Source organism: Luteolibacter yonseiensis, from assembly GCF_016595465.1.
Taxonomy (GTDB): domain Bacteria; phylum Verrucomicrobiota; class Verrucomicrobiia; order Verrucomicrobiales; family Akkermansiaceae; genus Luteolibacter; species Luteolibacter yonseiensis.
The window spans coordinates 1-21,142 of record NZ_JAENIK010000002.1 but is presented as its reverse complement, the minus strand read 5'-3'; the positions used below and the strand labels follow the sequence as shown (position 1 = coordinate 21,142).

Genomic DNA, 21,142 nt, shown 5'->3' with positions numbered 1-21,142 from the left:
GCGGCCGACCGTCCGTTTCGTGCGGTTGATTCCATCCGCGCTCATTGGAAAATTTCCACAGTCCGTTCTAGAAACCAATAGGCGGAAAGAATGCCCAGCACGTAATGCCCGGACAGCCGCAGGGACGCGGGGCAATCCGCTTTTACCGCGCGCAACGGCCACAGGATGAGAAGGCACGCGCCTGCGAACAGAAGCTGGCCCGCTTCCACCCCGAGATTGAAGAACAGCAAGGCGGGAGCGATCTCCGTCCGGGTCAATCCCAGGTCCCCGAGCGCGCCGGCGAATGCCAGTCCGTGGATCAGTCCGAATCCGCCGGAGACCAGCCACGGCCAGCGTGAGGTGAGACCGGCCCGGCCACGCTTCGCCGCGAGCCCCTCCACCGCCAGAAGGAGGATGCTGAGCGCGATGATGGCTTCCACCGGTTCACCCGGCACGTGGATGACGCCGAGCGCCGCGAGAGCCAGGGTGAGGCTATGGGCGATGGTGAATGCGGTGATGGTGAGGAAGAGGCGTTTCTTGCCATTCACGAGGAGAAGAAGCCCGGCAATGAACAGAAGGTGGTCAAGACCGCCGGAGATGTGCTCGAAGCCGATCCGCGTGAACCTTCCGGCGGCGGCGGCCATGGAGCCGTCGGTCGCGTGCAGCATGCCCATCCTGACGATGATGCCCTCGGCACCGCTGCGGAAATACTCGCGGGCCTGGTTCCCGTTGCGCCAGCGCATGGTGACGAGCACGCCGTTTCCCTGCCAAGGCAGGATGATGCGGTCGTCCGGCCCCAGAGCGCGGTTGTTGGCCTCGAAGACCAGGCTGGTGGAAACCTCGCTTTGCGGAATGGCGTCCAAGGGCACCCAGCGGCAGTCTCCGGGCAGCACCGGTGCGGCGAATTCCGAGAGGCCCGGCGGAGGCGCGTCGTAGCGGATCTCATAGCGCTGGTCGGTCAGTTCGGTGATCGTTACGCTCTCGATCCGGTTCCGGTGGGCGTGCGCCGTGGCCGCCCCCAGCAGGAATACGATCAACAAGTGGAGAAACCATCTTCCGTTCATGGCTTCGCAGGGGCTGGGGTGGCGGCTGGGTCCGGCAGGACGATCCGGTAATTCTGTGCGAGTTTCGCCGCCTCCACCGCGATGGTCTCGTTTTCGCGACCTTCGATCCATTTCGCCTCCAGCATTCCCCGTATCTCTGCGAACGGAATCGGCCGCTCCACCTCACGGGTGGTGACACGGACGAAGTGGACGCCCCGAGTCGAACGGATCGGTCCCTGCCATTGATGGAGCGGCAGGGTGAAGACAGCGTCGCAGAAAGCGGTCCCCAACAAACGATCAAGCTGGGGACGGTAGGTCGGCGGCAGAGGGTTGGCGAGTTTGACCGCGGCGGTGGAAGCGGGGACGGGCGCGCCGTCCCTCAGTTTCTTCAACAGGTCGGGAGGAACATCGGCATCGTTGGTATAGGTGACGCTCTCAAAGCCGATCTGCGCGGGCAACATGATGTTTTCCTTCGGCGAGTTTGACAGGACCTCCTTGAGCTCCTCATCCGTGGGCGGCGTCACCGGCGGTTTCAGCGCGCTGCGCATCATCCCCACGAGCGAGCTCCGCACCCGGTTGTCCGTGGCCATCTCACGCTTGAGGGATTCACGGAAAAGGACCTCTTCCGTGGCGAGGTCGCGGGCGATTTGAGAGCGTTGCCCGGCCGTCGGAGCAATGCCGCTGGTGGCCTGCCACTCGCGCGCCCGGCTCTCCACGGCGGCGGCGCTCACAATGATTTCGGGCTTGCGGAAACGGCTCCACATGCCGTCGGCGGCAAGGATCATCGCGGCAACGGCGAGAAAGTGGAACAATGGCTCTCTGAGGATTCGATGCATGGTCGGAAATGTGACGGTGGCCCGGCGCGCTTGGTATGCCATGTGTCGATTTCGACAACATGCGAAGGGGTGACACTAACGTCACATCAGGGGAGTCGGCAGAGTCCCGGGCCTCTGGCTCCTTCCCCTGCCGATGAAACCGATTTATCTCCTGATACCCGCCGCCCTTCTTCCGATCGTCCCGACGGCGCATGCCGCCACCCTCACAGGCCTGTGGGAGTTCAACGACTCCGCGAACATCGGCAAGGCGACGGTCGGCGCCGATCTCACCATCCAGGGGACCGCCCCCTCCCATTCGTCCTCTCTTTCCGACGGCGCCACCTCTCTCAATGGCGTTGTGACCACGGTCGTGGGTCCGGCGAACTATCTGATCGCGAACCACGGCATCCTCGCCAACGGCGGAGGCAGTCTTGTCAACGAGTGGACCATCGTATTCGACATCCTTTCGCCTGTCGCAAGCCGCTCTTCCTGGCGGACCCTCTTCCAGACGAGCACGGCGAACTCGAACGACGGCGACTATTTCATCCGGGACAACAACAATACCATGGGCACGAGCGCGCTTGGCTATTCCTCGGCCCAGTTGGACGAAGCGGTATGGAACCGTGTTGTGATCACCTTCAATCTTGGAACCGCCAATGCCGAGGACGAGATCAAGACCTACGTCAACGGCACCTTGTTCCGAACCTCCATCGATCAGCCTCTGGAAGGCCGCTACTCGCTCGATCCATCCATTCTTCTTTTCGCGGACAATGACGGCGAAAACGCCAGCCTGAACGTGGGAACGGTCGCGATGTTCGATGGCGCGCTGAGCGCGTCCGAAGTTTCGGCCCTCGGTGGCTCCCTCCAATCCGTGCCGGAACCTTCCGCGGCGCTGGTCGCCGGGCTTGGTGTGATCGCCACAGCCTTCCGCCGTGCCCGCGGCCGACGCGCCTGAATCCCTGTCGAACCGCCGCTACCCGCCTGAATTTGCCATGAAACACTCCTTCGTTTTCTCAGCCTTGTTTTCGCTGGCCCTGCCCGGCCTGTTGGGACAGACCGTTCCCGATCCCGCGGGCCTGTGGGATTTCGCCGATGCCGCGCAGATCGGCAAGGCGACCGTGGGGCCCGCGCTGGCGACGGTGGGATCCGCGCCGGGGCAGCTGGCTTCGCTCGCCGATGATGGAGGAGTTGTTCAGAACGGGGTGCTTTCGACGGTGGCGGGACCGGCGAACCGTCTCCGGCTCACCCACGGCATCGCTGCGAACGGCGGCGGGAGTTATGTGAATGAATACACGCTGCTTTTCGACATTTTCTCACCGTCGGCCAGCCGCGGTTCATGGCGTTGCCTTTTCCAGACGGACTCGGGAAATACAAGCGACGGAGATTATTTCATCCGCAACAACAACGACCAGATGGGCACGGCCGCGCTCGGCTACACCACGAACGCCCTGAATGAGACACGCTGGAAACGGGTCGTCATCGTCGCGGACCTGCCGAGCGTGAAGGTCTATGTCGATGGCGCGCTTTTCTTCACCCATGCGAATCAAACGGTGGACGGACGCTATGCGCTGGGATCAACTCTCCAGCTTTTCGCGGATGAGGACAATGAGAACGCCTCCCTCCGCGTGGCGGCCACGGCGATCTGGAACAAACCCCTGACCGCGGTGGAAGTGGGAGCCTTGGGACTCCCGGGCGCGCCCATTCTGGGAGCCGCTGTCCCGAACGCGGCTCCGGTCATCACGGAAGGGACCAGTCTCCAGATGCCGACCGCCAGCCTCAACGGCCCGGCGGTGACCGCCGCCCTGAACGCCACGGATGCGGAAGGCGATCCCATTTCATGGTCGGTGGGCACACAGGCATCCCACGGCACCGCCGCCATCGTTTCGAGCAGCGGGTCCGGGTGTGTGGTCGGTTACACCCCCGCTCCGGGATTCTCCGGCCTCGACAGTTTCCAAGTCAGTTCCTCGGATGGCCAGGATTCCGATTCCATCGAGATGAATGTCCTGGTGCTTGATCCGAACGCGCCGCCTTGGCGCGCTCCGGTGGGACTCTGGGAATTCGACTTCCCCGTGGACCCGACCCTCGCGACCATCGGCACGAGCCTGACCCCCAGCGGCACCGGTTTCACTCCGGTGAACGGCGCCTTCGCCGATGATGCCGCGCAGCAGGTCGCGCTTGGCAGCTATTACAGGGTCTCCAATCCGGTGGGAGCGAATGGCGGCGGCACCATTTCGAACCGCTACACCCTCATGTGGGACATCTTCATTCCCACCAACGCCGCCTCGCAGTGGAAAACCTTGTTCCAAATCAATCCGGCGAACTCCGACGACGGAGATTTGTTCATCAACACCAGCCGCCAGCTCGGCACCGCCGCCGGACTCGGCGGATACTCCACCAACACCCTCAGCGCCGGAACATGGAACCGCGTCGTGCTCAAGGTCGTCAACGGCACCACCAACGGCACATCCATCTGGGTCAACGGCAGCAAATGGATGACAACGACCACTGCGGACGGCATCGACGGCCGCTATGGCCTGGGCAGCCAGTTCCTGCTCTTTGCGGACAACGATGGGGATGACGGCACGATCCAGGTCTCAAACGTCGCGATCTGGGATGACGCCATCGGCGACGCGGAAATCGTGGCCCTGGGTGGCGCGACCGGACGGGTAAGCACCCTGGCCAAGCCCACACCGAACCACCCTCCCGTCATCGCCGGGACCGACCCCATCCCGCTGGTGGCACAAATGAACGCCACCGCGACTCTGGCGTTGGAAGCAAACGACGAGGACGGCGATCCCGTCACTTGGACGGTCGGCACCGCGGCGGCCAACGGGACGGTGTCCATCAATAACAGTTCGGATACCACCGCAGCGGTGGTTTACACACCCGCACTGAATTTCACCGGATCGGACACTTTCACCATCAAGGCGTCCGATGGAGAGAAGAGTGACAGCGTGGTGGTGAACGTCAGTGTCCAGAACGGCGCGCCCGTCATCGCCGAGGGAGATTCCTACAACCTGAGCGCCATCAAGGACGGCGGCGCCCGCACCGTCGTTTTCCAAGCCTCGGATCCGAATGGCAACCCGCTTGTCTGGAACATCTCCTCCGCTCCATCACACGGCGTCGCGGAAATTTCCGGAAACAACAACACCTCGGGCGAGGTCCGCTACACACCCGAGCCCGGCTACTCCGGCAGTGACAGCTTCATGGTCGGCGTGACCGACGGCGTGCTGATCGACGGCATCGAGGTCCGGGTGGTTGTCACCGATCCCGGCGCGGATCCGAAACTGACGGTGGTCTCCGCACATGGCAGCACCCATCCGGCTCCCGGAGCATACCCGCATCCCCGCGGTACCAGCCTCACCAACAGCGCGAGCAATGAGACCGGCGAAACCACACGACACATCGTCACCGGCTGGACGCTCACCGGTGACGGCCCCTCCTCCGGAACCACCAATCCGATGACTTTCACGCTCACCCGCGACTCGGTCCTCACCTGGCAGTTCCGCAGCGAACACCGGGTGGAAACCGCCGTTTCCGGAAACGGCACCGTGTCGCTGTCAAGCGGCTGGTTTGAAGCGGGCAAGCCGCTGGTGATCACCGCCGTACCTGCCGCCGGTCATCACTTCACCGGCTGGACCGGAGACACCGCGGGCTGCCAGACCGGCGCGAAATCGATCGCCCTGCCGATGGACCGGGCCTATGCCACCATCACCGCGAACTTCGCCACGGACGAGAATTTCACCTTCGTCGCTCTGCCGGACACCCAGAACTACACCAGCATCACCTCCCCTACCGATCTCTACACCCGTCAGACCCAGTGGGTGCTGGACAACCGGGAGACGATGAACATCAAGTTCGTCACCCACCTCGGAGACATCGTCAACTCGCCGAGCAGCCAGGCCCAGTGGCAGCGCGCCACGGACGCGATGAACCTGATGGACAACCGGATGCCCTACGGCACCTGCCCGGGCAACCACGACATCGGCTCCGGAAACACCGACTATCTCCGCCGTTTCGGCCCGAACCCGACACACGCCTCCTCGGTCGGGCGCTGGCTGGATCCGGTGACCAACCAGACTTATGATTGGTATAAAGGCGCGTCGCCCCGCGGATACAGTTCGTATCAGGTGGTGCACGTGAACGGCCGGGATTTCATGTTCCTGCACATGGATCATGATGCGCCGGATCAGGATCTGGCCTGGGCCGCGAGCGTTCTCTCCGCCCACCCGAAGGTGCTCACCATGGTGACCACCCACAACTACCTCGCGGAGACCGGCGGCACCGGCATCTTCGGCAGCGGCACCGGCGAGCGCGGCTATACGGCGCAGGCGAACGTCGGCACATGGGGAGACCGCCCGGATACCAACCGGCCGCAGGAAGTCTTCGATGCCATCGTCAAGCCGTTCAACCAGGTGTACATGGTCATCTGCGGCCACATGTTCGCGACTTACAACCTGGAAAAAACCAACAACGCGGGCAATACCGTCCACGAGGTGCTCGTGGACTACCAGTCGCTGCCCAACGGCGGCAACGGTTTCCTCCGCATCATGGATTTCCGCCCCGGCGAGAACAAGATCTACAACACCAGCTACTCGCCCTACCTTGGGCGCTACATTGATCCGAATCTCAATGCCGACCATCAGGGAATGCTCGATCTGCATGACCGGAACGGCGGAGAATTCGTCCTGAACACCGACTTCGACACCCGTTTCAACAACACGCTCAATGTGGTGTCCCCTTACGGCGGCGTCTCACCCGCAGCCGGAGCCCACGACATCGAGGACGGCACCCCCGTCGCCATCAACGCGGAGGTGTTCCTGGCAGGCCAGACCCGCCGCCGCCCGGTCGGCTGGACGCTCACCGGCAGCCAGACCGCCAGTGGCGCGGGCTCGTCCGCCGTCATCACCCAGAATGGCGACGCGACCCTCACCTGGACCTACTCCACAGAATACCAGCTCAGCACCGCCACCGTCGGCGGCGGCATTGTCAGCACCGGCGGCGGCTGGCACACGGCGGACAGCATCGTGAACATCCAGGCCCAGCCGGATGCCGGACAGAGCTTCCTGCAATGGAGCGGAGACATCGCCGGCTGCATCATCAATGGCACGACCATCTCCGTGACAATGGACCGCCCGCGAGGCCCGATCACCGCGGAATTCTCTTCCGCGCGTCCGAGCTATTCGGTGGAGGTGGTCTCCGCCTTCCCCGGTGCCAGCCCTGCCGCGGCGACCTATACCTACGACGAGGGATCGACGGTGACCTTCACCGCGGCAGACCTCCCGGGAGCCGATACCCGTCGCATCTGCACCGGTTATCATTACTCGAACGGATCCGGGGTCGTCAGCGGCAACGGCACCAGCGTGACGCTCGTGGTGAATGAAAACACCGTGCTGACCTGGGATTGGAAATCGCAATACCTCGTCACCACCGCTGTGTCCGGTCCGGGTACGGTCAGTGCCGGCGGCTGGTTTGATGAAAATTCCGCCGTAACACTCAGCGCGACTCCGGAACCCGGTGCCATGCTTTCCGGCTGGACCGGAGACACCGCGCTCGGCAGCCCCGCGGGCAATGATTTCAAAATCCTCTCGCTCACCCGCCCGGCAGGCCCCGTCACGGCATCGTTCGAAGCTGCCAGCCATGTCCTGACCGTCAATTCCACACAAGCAACGGTCACCCCGCCTCCAGGGGCCCACGGTTACTCGTTCGGCCAAACCATTGAATTCTCCGCCGTATCTGACGAAACGAACGGCTCCCGCCAGCGGCCTACCGGATGGACCCTCAGCGGTGGCACCAATCTCAGTGGCGAAGGCACCAAAGGTTCGTTCGTGATGGCGGGTGATACGACCCTCACCTGGACCTTCACCCCCGAGGTGCTCCTGGCGGTGACCGGAGGCAACGAAGGTGCGATCCTGCCCATGGACTCCGCCGGTTGGAAAGCCCTCGGCAGCCGGGTCGACCTGCACGCCCTCGCCCCACCGTTCTTCACCTTCCGTCGATGGACCGGTGATGTGCCCGCCGAATCCTTCTCCGGCACCATTTCCCTCATCATGGACCAACCCAGGTCAATCACCGCCGACCTCATGCCGCTCACAGTCTCCGACGGCACTCCGCGGTGGTGGCTGAAGGACTTCACCCAGGTGACCGCCGGGGATTACGAGTCCGCCCGCCTGAACGACTCCGACGGAGATGGCGAAATCGCGGCCGACGAATATGTCGCCGGCATGAGCGATCTGGATGCCAGGCAACGTTTCGGAATCCTGAGCTTCACGCAAAATGCGGCCACCGGCAAATTCCACGTCACCGCTCCCGCCCGCGATCGCCGTCTCTATCAGGTCGCGGAGTCCGCCGACCTCGCGGGCGCGTTCGAGGCCATCGGTAGCCCGGTCGCCTTCACCGGCGCGTTCGCCGACTTCGATGTGACCCGTCCCGCCGGAGCCTCGCGGAACTTCTACTCGGTGAAAGTCTCGCTGGGAACCACCGGCCCGCGCGACGCGGATCCGGCGGCGGCGAGTTCCGCTCCATTGCCTGGCAGCCTGGAGCGCGAGATGAGACGCATTCCCGGCGGCACCTTCCAACAGGGCGATGCCGAAGGCCCCACGCCGAGCCGTCCGGTTCACCCTGTCCAGGTGGCAGGCTTCATGATGGACCGCTTCGAGGTCACCCGCGCGGATTGGGAGAAAGTCGCCACCTGGGCGCAGGCACACGGCTACGACATCCCCATCCTGCTCCGCTTCAACCAGCCGCCCTACAACGTCCCGGCGAACCACCCCGCCGTCGCCGTTTCCTGGTATGACTCGGTGAAATGGTGCAACGCCCGCTCGGAAATGGAAGGCCGCCGGCCCGTCTATTTCACCGACACCACCGCCACGACGGTCTATCGCACCGGCGAGGTGGATCTCGTCGCCGCGAACGTGAACTGGTCCGGAGACGGCTACCGCCTGCCAACGGAATCCGAGTGGGAGCGGGCCTCCCGCGGTGGTCTTGAAGGCAGGAAATTCCCATGGGGTGACGAGGACGCGGACCTGCGCTCGAACAGTTGGAACTTCCAACTCTTCACCGGTCGCGCCCCTGACGAGGAATTTCCTTACACCGAACGCGTGGGCTACTTCGACGGCACCCAGCCGGGCGGAATGCCGAACATGGAGAACGGCTACGGTCTGCACGACATGTCAGCGAATGCCTGGGAATGGACCTGGGACCGGATGGGCGACTACACGCGTGACAAGCAGTATGATCCGAAGGGACCGGATTCCGGAACCGTCCAACGGGTCCAACGCGGCGGCTCGTGGTGGAACTATGTGGATCAGGCGACGAACTTCCAACGTCTGCCCTTCCCGCCCAACGGCAGCGACGACTACGGCATGATCGGATTCCGCTGCATCCGCGGCCTGCATCCGAACGAATGACGGACAGGGAGGCATCACCCCTGCCAGCGTGATCGGCCGCAATCCCCGCAGCCGGCTTCTCCAGATCAGCCTCGCGACCATGGACCACCTGTCGGCTCCCTCCAAGACCGGCAGGTGGAGGGATTGCCAGGTGCCACAGTAACATGGCCATCCAGGCATTCGTCGAAAGCCGGGAGGAAGGCAGCCGGCTGGATGGAAGTGGGCACAGTGGCCCGTTATGAAGGCCAAGGGCCGGTAGCTTCATCTGGTCGCTCACCTGTGCGGAGATCTCACCGGCTGGACGAAGACCCGCCGCATCCCGAACCACGGCCGGCACTCGATCCCTGCCGGGTATTGGAAAATCGGCAAGGGCCGGCCCCTTCGCCTTGAGAAAGATCGGCAGCCACGGAGAGTGCCGGCTTGTCAGGGCTCTCCAGACGCCCGCCCAACGGTTGTCCGCAACCGCTCAACGGTGACGAACGCCGGCGGAAGTGGATCAATCAAAATGCTCCCTCTCTTCAGCTGATCCAGCTTGGAATTGCACACTCTCCACAGCCTTCGACCACCACGGGAGCCCCCCGGCGATTCCAAGCTCCCAAGATATCGCTTCCGGGAAATTTCATCTTCGGATGACATACCGTTGCGCGCTGACGACAACACGCTTGCGAACGACTTAATTCGTGAAATCCGGTGCCATCAACGGAAAACGGCTTGCAGCATTTCTGCTGCAAGCCGTTGAAAACCGGTGGTCGGGGCGGCCAGATTCGAACTGACGACATCCTGCTCCCAAAGCAGGCGCTCTACCAGGCTGAGCTACGCCCCGGTGCACGGGCGGACCCTTGTGGATTCTCCGGACCGAATCAAGAAATTCCTTCATAAAAGTTTCACTTTTTTGATTCCGGCGATTTCCCTTGAAGGAAAGCGTCCACCACGGAGAGTTGCCATCCTGTCCGGATGAACGAAACCACGCGGAAAAACCTGCCCGATTTCCAAGGATTGCCGAACATCACGTTCCGCCAGCTTGAGGTGTTCAGCGTCGTCTGCCGCGAGGCATCGTATGCGAATGCGGCCCTGGAGCTGAGAAGCACGCGGGCGAACATCAAGCGGGTGTGTGAGGATTTCCAGAAAGCGGTGGGCCGTCCCCTCTTTGAAGAATGCGCGGACCGCCGCCTGCAGCCGACCGCGTTCGCGCAGGATCTGTTGACGCAGGTCAGCCCGCTTGCCCGCGGACTGCGGCGGTTGGGGGAAAGCGTGAGAAACCAGCACGCGGGCGGCCGCATCCTGCGCTTCGCCGCGGCGGGGGAGTTTTTCAAAGGCGGACTTTTCACCGATTTCCTCGCCCGCGTGCGGATCACCGATGCCTTCCGTCCCTGTTTCCTGCGCATCGAGACGAAACGCTTCCGCACCGCGCTGCTGAATGCGGAGTGCGATGTGTATTTCGGTGTCGGCATCAGCCCGTCCGACCGGCTGGATCTGATCAACCTCGGTCCCGTCGCGTGGAAGATCCGTTGCGAGGGCGATCCTCCCGCCCGGCCCGCCGACCTGCCCGCGGGAAAATGGTGGATCGCGGACGCGGGTGAAACGGAAGCCACCGCCGCCCTCATCGAGGCGTTCCATGCCGCCGGAGCGGAAGGCGGACGCATCCACACCACAGACTCCGGGACTTCTCCGGCGCAGGATGACATCGTCTTCTCCCACGACACCGCCGCCATGGCGGGCAGCCCCGCCGGCGACGCGTGGCCGCGCTTCCATTTTTTCGCGGTATTGAGAAAACACCACCCATATTCCGAACTGATGCCACGGCTCGGCGGAGCGGCCATCCACTGATCAAGGGCATGGACATCGACCTCTCAAGCCTCCTTGTTTTCCGTCATCTCGCGCTGACAGGCAGCTTCACGGAAACGGGCAAGCGTTGGAAAATCTCCCAGCCCGCGGTGAGCCTGATGATTTCCCGGCTGGAGTCGGAGGTCGGTCTGGTGTTGTTGGAACGGTCCAGCGCCGGCACCCGGCTCACCAGCGCGGGCGTCCAGTTCCTCGCACGGTCAAACGAAGTCTGCGACGCCTATCTCACCTTCATCGACGGCATGCGGAACATCGGCCGGAGGATGGACCGCGAGGTGCTGATCGGCATCGACCGCTCGTGGTTCGGAAACCTCCTGCGCGAGGAGCTCGCCCAATCCCCTCCTCCCGACGGCATCACCGCGCTGCTCTGCGATGCTTCGGAAAACTGGGGTGAAGCGCTGGAGGCGACGCAGTATGACGTGGTCGTCGCCGGAAGATTCCTCCGGGCCGGTCTCACCGGCGGCATCCAGGAAGCCGTCATCCGCCATGAACGCGGCATCACCATCGCCTGGAACCCGGACTTCTATCCCTTCGATCCGCTCAATTTCAGTTTCCCGGAAATCCTGCGGACCAGCGTGCTCATGCCGGATGCGGGGGTGGTCACGGGTTTCGATTCCCATCTCAAGCTCTGGTGCGAGCACGCCTATGGCATGCAGCCTGCCAATGCCATTTCATTCACCTCGGAAACGGATGCCGCCACCGCGGCGGGCGCCGGGCTCGGAGTCTTCCTGGGCCCCGGCGACGCCATGAGCCGCCTTGGTGAGCTCGGGGCCGGGTTGGTCCATGTGAGGACGTTCGAGTTTCTCCTGCCACAAGCCTTCACCTTCGGCGTCTATTGCCGGAGTGACGAGCATTCCAAGGAGGTCCTCTCGATGGCCGCTCTCATCGGCAGGCTGGGCATGAAGCGGCTGGCCTCGCTTTGAGGTAAAATACGGAAGGGATATACCCCTATTCCGAATTGGTTCCTCCGGTTGGTGGGCATCGCCCGGATCTGGGGTTATCTCGTTTCCGTCGCTAAAGACGAACATCAACCTCGATAAAACCATGCAATCTTCCAACCTCATCGATGAACTCGCGCAGAACTCCTCCGGCCACGGCGCCAGCCTTGGCGGCCGCCGGAATTTCCTCCGTAAAATCGGACTCGCCACCGCGGGCAGCGCGGGCCTCGCCGCCCTCGCCTCTCCTGCGAAAGCGCAGCCGCTGCCGGAAAACCTCGATGTCGCGGTGCTGAATTTCGCCCTCAATCTTGAATACCTCGAAGCCGAATATTATCTGCGCGGCACGACCGGCAAGGGCCTCGAAGCCATCGGCATCTCGGTGGACGGCAGCGGCGGGGAACCGGGCGGCAAGGTTTTCGTCAAGGACAAGCCTCTGGTGAAATTCGCCACCCCCGCGTTCGAGGAATATGCGAACGAGATCGCCGTGGACGAGAGCAAGCATGTCAGCTTCATCCGCGAGGCGCTTGCCGCGAATGGCGCGGAAATCGTGGCTCGGCCACAGATCGATCTGAAATCCAGCTTCAACGCGCTGGGCAAGCTGATCGGCCTCAAGTCGTTCGATCCCTTTGAAAACGAGATCAATTTCCTCATCGGTGCCTTCATTTTCGAAGACGTCGGCGTGACCGCCTACAAGGGCGCGAGCCCGCTCCTCACGGACAAGGGCATTCTGGAAGCGGCCGCCGGCATTCTCGGCGTCGAGGCTTACCATGCCGGGGTGGTCCGCACCCTGCTCTACGGCCAGGGCAAGGCGGTCCGCGGTCTGGTCGGGAAAATTTCCGATGTCCGCCAGTCGCTCGACAACACCTCGGGAGTGAATTCCGATCAACGGCTGGTTCGCAATGGCGCGGCCAACCTCGTGCCGACCGACGGCAACTCCATCGTCTTCAGCCGCACCACGCGCCAGGTGCTGAACATTGTTTACGGCGGTGTGAACGCCGAAAAAGGACTCTTTTTCCCAAAAGGACTCAACGGCGCCATCCGCTGAGCTCCCCCACCCCCTTTGGGAAAAAGTTGGTTAATCGCCAGCCCGCGTCACGACGCGGGCTGGTTTTTCGTTTCCCGGGAGGCTGAAATTTCCAGCTTGGCACTTCCGCCGTCCGGGTTCACATTCCACCCCACACGACAGGGGAGCTTCACGATCATGGAGCCGAGATTTTCCGATGCGCGGAATACACCCTCCGAACCTGACGCGGGTCATGCCGCCGTAGGAAGTCGAGAAACAGCCACCCGTTTCCCCTTCCCCGGCCGTGCCTCATCCGCACGGCCTTTTCCATTTCCAACTCCTCTTTCGTCCAACTTCTTCCTCTTCACCTCTTACTATCAACCATCAACTCTCAACCCTCAACTTCTTCCTCTTCCCATGATCTCCACCGACGAAACCACCGGCGCTCCCGCTCCTGAAACCCACGACGCCTCGCTCGCCCCCCTCCCCGCCTCCACCCGGGTTTACGTGAATGGCGAGATCCACCCGCAGGTCCGCGTGCCGATGCGCGAGATTTCCCTGTCGGACACGAAGTCGTTCAACGGCCGCATCGAGAAAAACGAGTCCGTGCGGGTCTACGATTGTTCGGGACCGTGGGGCGATCCGGAGTTCAAGGGCAGTTCGGAGGAAGGTCTGCCACCGCTGCGCCGCGACTGGATCATCGCCCGTGGCGATGTGGAGGCCTACGAGGGCCGCGCCGTGCAGCCGCAGGACAATGGCTACCTCACGGAAAAACACGTGGAGTTCGCCTCCAAGTCGGAGCGTGCGAACAAGTTTGTCGAGTTCCCCGGCCTCACCGCCGACCGCCGCCAGCCGCTGCGCGCCACCGGCAAGCCCGTCACTCAGAAATACTATGCGGACCAGGGCATCATCACCCCGGAGATGGAGTTCGTCGCCATCCGCGAGAACATGCGCCGGGCGAAGATCGCGGACCTGAAGGAGGACATCGTCCGCAACCACCTGGACAAGCAGCACGAGGGCTCCACGCAGAACCCGAACAGCCCCTACACCCCTTCCATTTTCGGCCGCTTCCCACAGCGCATCCCCAAGGAGATCACCGCCGAGTTCGTCCGCAGCGAGATCGCCGCGGGCCGCGCCATCATCCCGCTCAATGTGAACCACCCGGAGTGCGAGCCGATGATCATCGGCCGGAATTTCCTCGTGAAGATCAATGCGAACATCGGCAACTCCGCCGTCGCCTCGTCCATCGAGGAAGAGGTGGAAAAAATGCGCTGGTCCACGAAATGGGGCGCGGACACCGTGATGGACCTCTCCACCGGCAAGAACATCCACGCCACCCGCGAGTGGATCCTGCGGAATTCCCCCGTCCCCATCGGCACCGTGCCGATCTACCAGGCGCTTGAAAAAGTGAACGGCAAGGCCGAGGACCTCACCTGGGAACTCTACCGCGACACGCTCATCGAGCAGGCCGAGCAAGGCGTCGACTACTTCACCATCCACGCCGGCGTGCTGCTGCGCTTCGTGCCAATGACCGCCAGCCGCATGACCGGCATCGTCTCGCGCGGTGGCTCCATCATGGCGAAGTGGTGCCTCGCCCATCACAAGGAAAACTTCCTCTACACCCACTGGGACGAGATCTGCGACATCTGCGCCGCCTACGACGTCTCCTTCTCCATCGGCGACGGCCTCCGCCCCGGCTCCATCGCGGATGCGAATGACAAGGCCCAGTTCGGCGAACTCGAGGTGCAGGGCGAACTCACCACCCGCGCCTGGGCGAAGGGCTGCCAGGTCATGAACGAAGGCCCCGGCCACGTCCCGATGCACATGATCGAGGAAAACATGGCCAAGCAGCTCGAGTGGTGCCATGAGGCCCCCTTCTACACCCTCGGACCATTGACCACGGACATCGCCCCCGGCTACGACCACATCACCAGCGGCATCGGCGCCGCCATGATCGGCTGGTACGGCTGCGCCATGCTCTGCTACGTCACCCCGAAGGAACACCTCGGCCTGCCGAACAAGGACGACGTGAAAGTCGGCGTCATCACCTACAAGCTCGCCGCCCACGCCGCCGACCTCGCCAAAGGCCACCCCGGTGCCCAATACCGCGACAACGCCCTCAGCAAGGCCCGCTTCGAATTCCGTTGGGAAGACCAGTTCAACCTCTCCCTCGACCCCATCACCGCCCGCTCCTACCACGACGAGACCCTCCCGCAGGACGGCGCGAAAACCGCCCACTTCTGCTCCATGTGCGGCCCCCACTTCTGCTCGATGAAAATCAGCGAAGACGTCCGCCAATACGCCGCGGAACAGGCGATCTCCGAAGAAGAAGCCATCCAAAAAGGCATGGCGGAAAAATCCAAGGAATTCGCGGAAGCAGGGGCGGAGGTCTACGTGCCTGCTTAGTCAAAGTGCCAGCTTGACTGAAAAAATAGGTCCTATAAGTCCCATAGGACCTATTTTTCACCAGTCCTGTCGCACGACCATGCCCTCCCCCGAAGATCCCCCCGGCTTCCTCCCCCCTGGCGGCAACTACAAGGAGCTCCTCTCCTACCGGAAATCCGAAGTCATCTACGACTTCACCTTCCGCTTCTGTGAAAGATTCCTCAACCGCGGAGACCGCACCATCGACCAGATGGTCCAGTCCGCCCGCTCCGGCAAACAGAACATCGCCGAAGGCAGCAAGGCCTCCACCACCTCCACCGAGATGGAGCTGAAGCTCACCAACGTTGCTCGGGCGAGTCTTGAGGAACTGCTCCTCGACTACCAGGATTACCTCCGTGTCCGCGACCACCCCCTCTGGGATAAAAACTCCAGAGAAGCCCTTTACGTCCGCAAGCTGGGCAAAACCAAAGATGAGTCCTATGAGACCTATAGGACCTACATGGACACCCGCCCGCCGGAAGTTCTGGCAAACATCGCCATCTGCCTCATCCACCAAGCCGGCTACCTCCTCGACCAGCAGATCAAACGTCTGGAAAAAGACTTCCTCAAAAAAGGCGGCCTCCGCGAAAACATGACCAAGGCCAGGCTGGAGTATCGGAGAAAAGATTAGTAGCCCCCGTCGCCCATAGGTCCCACTGCATAAGTTCCATAGTCCCATCACTCGCGGCCCCAGACCGCATCCCCACTTCCCTGTTGCCTCTCTAACTGACTTCTGAAAGTCTCCCTAAAACCCAATGATCTCCCTCATTCCATCCTCCCCACTTCCCAGCCACTTCGCCAAAGCCCCCCCCGGTGCCCAATACCTCGACTACGCCCTCAGCAAGGCCCGCTTCGAATTTCGTTGGGAAGACCAGTTCAATCTTTCACTTGACCCCATCACCGCCCGCTCCTTCCGCGACGAGCCCCTCCCTCAGGACGGTGCGGAAACCGCCCACTTCTGCTGGATGTGCGGCCCGCACTTCTGCTCGATGAAAATCAGCGAAGACGCCCGCCAATATGCTGCGGAACAAGCGATTTCCGAGGAAGAAGCCATTCAAAAAGGCATGGCTGAAAAATCCAAGAAATTCGCAGAGGTGGGTGCGGAGGTTTACGTCCCGGCTTAAAGGAGCACGATGCCAAAAGAACTGTCAACAATGCAACGAGTCGGGCAAGCTATCTCCGAATCGTTGAAGATACTCCTGTCAGAGAAACATCTTTATCAGTCCGTAAAGGTAGATTTTTCATGCCTCGATTCCATCGCATCGGAAAATCACAGAAGAGCACAAGCAATTGCCAGCAGGCCGCTAATGGGCGGTGGTGGAGCGAGAGGATCAGCCCCGCCCCTAAGTAAATTTCAGGCCGAATTAAACCAATATCCGCAATGTGGATGGTTTCCTTCAAATGCTGCTGCACTTGCTGGCGTAGCGACTGAAATTTTCCATCTGAATAATCAAGACGCGCAAAAGTATTTATTACCAACCATTAAAACGACCTGTAATCATTGCGACGAAAGAGGCCCATTCAATCCAGTTGGAGCCTTTGTCGAGAATTCAAAACTTGTGATGACCGATCAGTGGCTATCAGTGTCTTACCAGTGCCAAAACTGCAAGAAGGAGCCGATGCGATTTCTAATTCGGAGAAACAACGATAAATTCACGTTATGCGGACGCGATCCATTTGAAACAATCGGATTGCCGTCGTTCATCCCCAAACAACACTCTTCCAACTTCAGAAACGCGATTATCGCAAATCACGCGGGCCAAACCCTTGCAGGCATATTCCTAATGCGGGTATTCGTTGAGCAATTTTGGAAGTCCGTCCCCGAAGTCGCCGAAGCAATGATAAATACATTGCGGCCAACAGGCGATGAGCTTGGAGAAGCCTACAAAGCCACTCTATCAACCTCATTCAAAGACAGATTTCCAACTCTGTGTGAAGTTTATAGCTCTTTGAGCGAAGCAATGCACTCAGGCCGACCCGATGCTGAAATTTTTTCAACGTGCCACGACCAAATTATCGAACATTTTGACGCCCGCCGCCTATTTAAGATGGTCATGCCAAGCATCGAATAACGCGACAGATGGCCTTTCGATACCCCTGCTATAGACGCTTGACGAGCAACCTAGGAAAAATCGATGCGATTTGTGGCTATGCTACCCTCGCTGTCGACCTCTTATCCGAAGAGCTTCAGCAAAATAATGATCCGCGTGAATGGCTGTCAGGTACGGCCAAGCTCCACGGCATGATTTTGCACGATGTAGATGAGTCTCTGTTATCTCATCGCCTTGCACAAATGTTTGTCGTGACAGTTCATGCACAACTCGAAGATTTTTTGAATGCCTACCTTACGGAGCACAGCGCTTCGTCTGAATGGCCCAAAAAAAAGGACGGTGAATCACTCTTTCACCGTGTTCTTTCAAATCTTCAATTGATTTTTCGAAAAGATTGCGAAAAAGATCGCGAGACATGTGAATACTATCGTTTGATACGAAATCGTTTCTCACATATCGAGGAGAACGACCAGCGGCTCAAGAATCAGAGGAGCAAGCTCCGAGCACTGATGAATATCGACAGTGAGCACCTGCCTCCAAAAGAATACGATCAGCTTGACTACGGAGACTTTGATCTCTTCACTCGAGCAGTAAAATCTATTGCAGCTAGAATTTGCTCCGAATCGCGCCCCCCAGATGCAACTCTCGTTGAAATCGCTAAGAGTGGCCCATTCCGAGAACTGAAGAGATATCAGAAGAACCCAACCAGATACAGAAACGCGCTGCGACAGAAACTACTAATGGAGTTTGGACTCGACGAAAGTGAGTCCGCGAGTATCGTCGAGTCAGTTGTAAGCGGGCGTTAGCTTATCGGTAGAGCGGCGGCGACAATCAGGGAAGAGGCTTCTGCTGCTTCCTTGATTATTGCCGCAGAGTAGGGTTCGACTCCCTAACGTTCGTTCGTTTGCATCGAATATCAACTAAACCACGATATCAGGCGCGCCCTGATCGTCGCTCTCGACTCCTCCGTGCGGCAGTGAAGCCTTTTGAGCCCTGCCTTGCTGAGGGGCAGGCGGGAGGGAGTACTTCGCACATGGTATCTGTTCGGTGAAACAAGGAGCGGCGAAGTCCGCAGCGTCCTCAACCCAAATCAATTGTCCACAGCAGAATTTTTCTCAAATAGTGCGATACTCTTGCGCATCAAATAACTGAGGATCGAAATCACCAAAATTCAGCAGGTTTAAATCATTTTCAAACTCGATCATCAGCACGCCTAAGGGCTGATCGCACTCATCAACTTTGCAACCAAAGATACAGATAGACTTTTTCAATTTATTCTTCCGACAAAACTCCCAACCTATTGCCATTATATCCATATGAACTACTTCGAAATCCCGTCTGCTCGCGAACAAAAGATAACCTTCTTCAAATCCTTCAAATATTACTCCGCCAAATGAACTTTCCTTCGGCATCGTCCTGCATCGCGCTACCTTTTCAAGGTAGCACTTAATCACCTCTACTCGGTAGCTTCGCTTTAAGCGAGCCAGCAGCGGAATTAGCGCATTGTTAGCAGCTTGAGAATTAGGAGGCTCAACTAAATTAGCAATTTTATCCAGCCGTGAATCAATTTTCCAGTTTTTCCCCACACCATTACTCAAATTTTCAATTAAAATATCTATTAGATAACTATTTTTTTCTTTTTCTTCTAGCAACATCAACAAGTTCGAATGCTCCTCTTCTCTGCCCAATATACCGAGTGGCTCCATAGATTTAACCGCCGAGGAAATTATTTGTTTTTCGAATGTCTGCATTTTCCATTCGTCCACAGGATCAATCGATGGTTTCAGCAACTTGAGCGAATGAAGCGCCCATGATACCTCAAGAAATTGCAGGAAGTCGGGCAGAGTATCCGCAAGCGACGCAAGAACGTGAAACTGATGTAATGAAAAAATATGAAGTGGAATTTCTGCACCCTCCTCCACCATACAAGTACGCGAGGGTCGAAACAATTGCCCCAAGTCCCCATCTTCACAAAATGGATCCATGATTAGCAACAATATTATATCTTTGATCGATTCTCTTTTAAATTCAATTTTAACACCTCTGGAATTAACCAATATATTAAAATCCGGCCTTTGCAGCGCCTCGGCGAGTGCTCTGAACTGACGAATGCCTTTTTCCATTGTTGAGGTGATTCTTCGCATTTCTATTTCACCTAATACCCCACCTTCCATTTTTACCTTTTTGGTCTTGATCTGAATCACAAGAATCTTACTATCAAGTATTACGAGAATATCAGCCGCTTCTTTCTCTTGACCATCAGCTTTTTTATATTTTGGACTGCGATACGTGAAGTCAGCAAAAAACCGTAGATTGCAGATATCCTGAACAATACTTTCAATATCGTTTCCTCGATTCATTGGTAATTATTTTTAAAAAACGACCTGCTAAATTTGATCTTAAACGATGTCAGTGGTCAAGAATTCATATCGCCGAATCATGGCTTCCGACTGGTTTTGAGTTCGACCATCTCGGACTGGAGGGTTGTTAGCCGAGCCTTGATGGCGACACGCCAATCGTTCTCCGCAGAGTTTTCAGAGGTCGCGTGCCGGACAGCGGTGACAGAGGGCTGTCCACAGCGGCAGATGACAGGAGGTGGGCGAACTCTCTTACCCGTTGGCCTTTGCCGAACGGAATTCGTCTGACGAGGGGTCAGTCGGCGGGGGCAGTCCTCGCATGGTAACATTTTCGTTAAGAATGGTCGCGGCTGACCACCGCAGGACGAAAGAAGTTGCAGCCACTGAGGCCCCCCCTACTTTCCCAGATGAAACCATACATCGCCACCTCGGGATTTCAGTATCCGGAATGGAAGGGCAAATTCTATCCGGAGAAGATGGCTCCGGCGAAGATGCTGGCTTTCTACGCGGCGGAGTTCCGCAGCACGGAGGTGAACTACACGTTCCGCAGCATGCCGAGCGCGAAGACCATTGGCCGTTGGCGGGACGAGACGCCGGAGGATTTCCGGTTCAGCCTCAAGGCTCCGCAGCGGGTCACCCATTTCGCCAAGCTGCGTGGCTGTGGCGACACGGTGAACGAATTCCACGACGCGGTGAAGGGATTGGGCGGGAAGCTCGGGCCGGTGTTGTTCCAGCTTCCGGAGACGTTCAAGGCGGATGCGGTTTTACTGGGGGAGTTCGTGCGGGCGCTGCCGAAGGGCCTGCGGGCGGCGTTCGAATTCCGGCATGAATCGTGGTTCACCGACGGGGTGTTCGACACGCTGGCGGAGGCCAATGCCGCGCTTTGCATCGCGGAATCGGAAGACCTCGCCACCCCGCGGATCGCCACGGCGGATTTCGGCTACCTCCGGCCGCGCCGCCTCGACTACCGGGAGGGCGACATCCGCGATCAGGCGCGGTTCATCCGGGAGCAGGATGGGAAATGGTCGGATGCCTTCGTTTATTACAAGCACGAGGAAACCGCCGCCGGTCCCGGGTTTGCGAAGGCGCTGAAGCAGTCGCTGGAGTGAATGGGGTTTGGATCAATCGAAACGCAGAGATGCGGAGGTCGCGGAGAAAGACGCGGAGGAATATCGGGTTTGTATTATTCTCCGCAGGCCTGTTCACAGCCTTTTGATCTCCTTGGTTTCGATTTCCACCATCACCTATCAGGGGTGGTTTTTGTTTTGAATCAATCGAAACGCGGAGTTGCGGAGGACGCGG

Annotated in this window: 13 protein-coding genes, 2 tRNA genes, 1 pseudogene and 1 riboswitch; of the genes and pseudogenes, 12 read left to right on the top strand and 4 right to left on the bottom strand. The window is 59.6% G+C overall.

All coding sequences use genetic code 11. The features are described from left to right. Nucleotides 1–41: 41 nt before the first annotated feature. Together JIN84_RS01130 and JIN84_RS01125 are read right to left on the bottom strand one after the other, a co-directional pair. Nucleotides 42–1,019 carry a HupE/UreJ family protein gene (locus JIN84_RS01130; RefSeq protein WP_234043127.1) on the bottom strand — a complete coding sequence of 326 codons (978 nt, stop codon included), beginning with the start codon at nt 1,017–1,019 and terminating at the stop codon, nt 42–44. Between the two features lie 20 nt (nt 1,020–1,039). Next, the gene (locus JIN84_RS01125; RefSeq protein WP_200349175.1) at nt 1,040–1,858 is read right to left on the bottom strand and encodes a peptidyl-prolyl cis-trans isomerase; all 819 of its coding nucleotides are present in this window, start codon (nt 1,856–1,858) and stop codon (nt 1,040–1,042) included. Between the two features lie 133 nt (nt 1,859–1,991). Between JIN84_RS01125 and JIN84_RS01120 the strand changes: the two genes are divergently transcribed. After that, nucleotides 1,992–2,792: a LamG-like jellyroll fold domain-containing protein gene (locus JIN84_RS01120; RefSeq protein ID WP_200349174.1), complete on the top strand. Its 801-nt coding sequence runs from the start codon at nt 1,992–1,994 to the stop codon at nt 2,790–2,792. Nucleotides 2,793–2,829: 37 nt separating this feature from the next. Further along, nucleotides 2,830–9,246 carry an SUMF1/EgtB/PvdO family nonheme iron enzyme gene (locus JIN84_RS01115; RefSeq protein WP_200349173.1) on the top strand — a complete coding sequence of 2,139 codons (6,417 nt, stop codon included), beginning with the start codon at nt 2,830–2,832 and terminating at the stop codon, nt 9,244–9,246. Between the two features lie 725 nt (nt 9,247–9,971). Here JIN84_RS01115 and JIN84_RS01110 read toward each other — a convergent pair. Next, a tRNA-Pro gene (locus tag JIN84_RS01110) sits at nt 9,972–10,048 on the bottom strand. Between the two features lie 131 nt (nt 10,049–10,179). On the opposite strand from JIN84_RS01110, the gene JIN84_RS01105 reads away from it, so the two are divergent. From JIN84_RS01105 to JIN84_RS01065, 9 genes and pseudogenes are all read left to right on the top strand, one after another. Then, nucleotides 10,180–11,052 carry a LysR family transcriptional regulator gene (locus JIN84_RS01105; protein ID WP_200349172.1) on the top strand — a complete coding sequence of 291 codons (873 nt, stop codon included), beginning with the start codon at nt 10,180–10,182 and terminating at the stop codon, nt 11,050–11,052. Nucleotides 11,053–11,060: 8 nt separating this feature from the next. Next, complete coding sequence (locus JIN84_RS01100) at nt 11,061–11,990, top strand: LysR family transcriptional regulator (RefSeq protein WP_200349171.1); 930 nt, start codon at nt 11,061–11,063, stop codon at nt 11,988–11,990. Between the two features lie 121 nt (nt 11,991–12,111). After that, on the top strand, nt 12,112–13,050 hold the full coding sequence (locus JIN84_RS01095; RefSeq protein ID WP_200349170.1) for a ferritin-like domain-containing protein: 939 nt from the start codon (nt 12,112–12,114) through the stop codon (nt 13,048–13,050). 129 nt (nt 13,051–13,179) lie between these two features. Further along, a riboswitch (TPP riboswitch) is annotated at nt 13,180–13,293 on the top strand. Between the two features lie 132 nt (nt 13,294–13,425). Then, the gene (gene thiC, locus JIN84_RS01090) at nt 13,426–15,414 is read left to right on the top strand and encodes a phosphomethylpyrimidine synthase ThiC (RefSeq protein WP_200349169.1); all 1,989 of its coding nucleotides are present in this window, start codon (nt 13,426–13,428) and stop codon (nt 15,412–15,414) included. A 79-nt stretch (nt 15,415–15,493) separates the two neighbouring features. Continuing rightward, on the top strand, nt 15,494–16,063 hold the full coding sequence (locus tag JIN84_RS01085) for a four helix bundle suffix domain-containing protein (protein WP_200349168.1): 570 nt from the start codon (nt 15,494–15,496) through the stop codon (nt 16,061–16,063). Nucleotides 16,064–16,229: 166 nt separating this feature from the next. Then, nucleotides 16,230–16,556, top strand: a pseudogene (locus tag JIN84_RS01080) (phosphomethylpyrimidine synthase ThiC); the annotation flags it as partial. 9 nt (nt 16,557–16,565) lie between these two features. Further along, the gene (locus tag JIN84_RS01075; protein ID WP_200349166.1) at nt 16,566–17,504 is read left to right on the top strand and encodes a hypothetical protein; all 939 of its coding nucleotides are present in this window, start codon (nt 16,566–16,568) and stop codon (nt 17,502–17,504) included. A gap of 38 nt (nt 17,505–17,542) precedes the next feature. Next, nucleotides 17,543–18,289: a hypothetical protein gene (locus JIN84_RS01070; protein ID WP_200349165.1), complete on the top strand. Its 747-nt coding sequence runs from the start codon at nt 17,543–17,545 to the stop codon at nt 18,287–18,289. Next, nucleotides 18,280–18,383, top strand: a tRNA-Cys gene (locus JIN84_RS01065). The genes JIN84_RS01070 and JIN84_RS01065 overlap by 10 nt, the downstream gene beginning before the upstream one ends. Nucleotides 18,384–18,598: 215 nt before the next feature. Here the strand turns inward: JIN84_RS01065 and JIN84_RS01060 are convergent. Further along, nucleotides 18,599–19,843 carry a hypothetical protein gene (locus tag JIN84_RS01060; RefSeq protein ID WP_200349164.1) on the bottom strand — a complete coding sequence of 415 codons (1,245 nt, stop codon included), beginning with the start codon at nt 19,841–19,843 and terminating at the stop codon, nt 18,599–18,601. A gap of 404 nt (nt 19,844–20,247) precedes the next feature. On the opposite strand from JIN84_RS01060, the gene JIN84_RS01055 reads away from it, so the two are divergent. Continuing rightward, nucleotides 20,248–20,949 carry a DUF72 domain-containing protein gene (locus JIN84_RS01055; protein WP_200349163.1) on the top strand — a complete coding sequence of 234 codons (702 nt, stop codon included), beginning with the start codon at nt 20,248–20,250 and terminating at the stop codon, nt 20,947–20,949. Nucleotides 20,950–21,142 lie beyond the last annotated feature (193 nt).

Excerpts from the sequence above, each read along its gene's own strand:
- JIN84_RS01125 (WP_200349175.1), bottom strand. The coding sequence starts at position 1,858 with ATGCATCGAATCCTCAGAGAGCCATTGTTCCACTTTCTCGCCGTTGCC.
- JIN84_RS01120 (WP_200349174.1), top strand. The coding sequence starts at position 1,992 with ATGAAACCGATTTATCTCCTGATACCCGCCGCCCTTCTTCCGATCGTC.
- JIN84_RS01115 (WP_200349173.1), top strand. The coding sequence starts at position 2,830 with ATGAAACACTCCTTCGTTTTCTCAGCCTTGTTTTCGCTGGCCCTGCCC.
- JIN84_RS01105 (WP_200349172.1), top strand. The coding sequence starts at position 10,180 with ATGAACGAAACCACGCGGAAAAACCTGCCCGATTTCCAAGGATTGCCG.
- JIN84_RS01100 (WP_200349171.1), top strand. The coding sequence starts at position 11,061 with ATGGACATCGACCTCTCAAGCCTCCTTGTTTTCCGTCATCTCGCGCTG.
- JIN84_RS01095 (WP_200349170.1), top strand. The coding sequence starts at position 12,112 with ATGCAATCTTCCAACCTCATCGATGAACTCGCGCAGAACTCCTCCGGC.
- thiC (WP_200349169.1), top strand. The coding sequence starts at position 13,426 with ATGATCTCCACCGACGAAACCACCGGCGCTCCCGCTCCTGAAACCCAC.
- JIN84_RS01085 (WP_200349168.1), top strand. The coding sequence starts at position 15,494 with ATGCCCTCCCCCGAAGATCCCCCCGGCTTCCTCCCCCCTGGCGGCAAC.
- JIN84_RS01075 (WP_200349166.1), top strand. The coding sequence starts at position 16,566 with ATGCCAAAAGAACTGTCAACAATGCAACGAGTCGGGCAAGCTATCTCC.
- JIN84_RS01060 (WP_200349164.1), bottom strand. The coding sequence starts at position 19,843 with ATGAATCGAGGAAACGATATTGAAAGTATTGTTCAGGATATCTGCAAT.
- JIN84_RS01055 (WP_200349163.1), top strand. The coding sequence starts at position 20,248 with ATGAAACCATACATCGCCACCTCGGGATTTCAGTATCCGGAATGGAAG.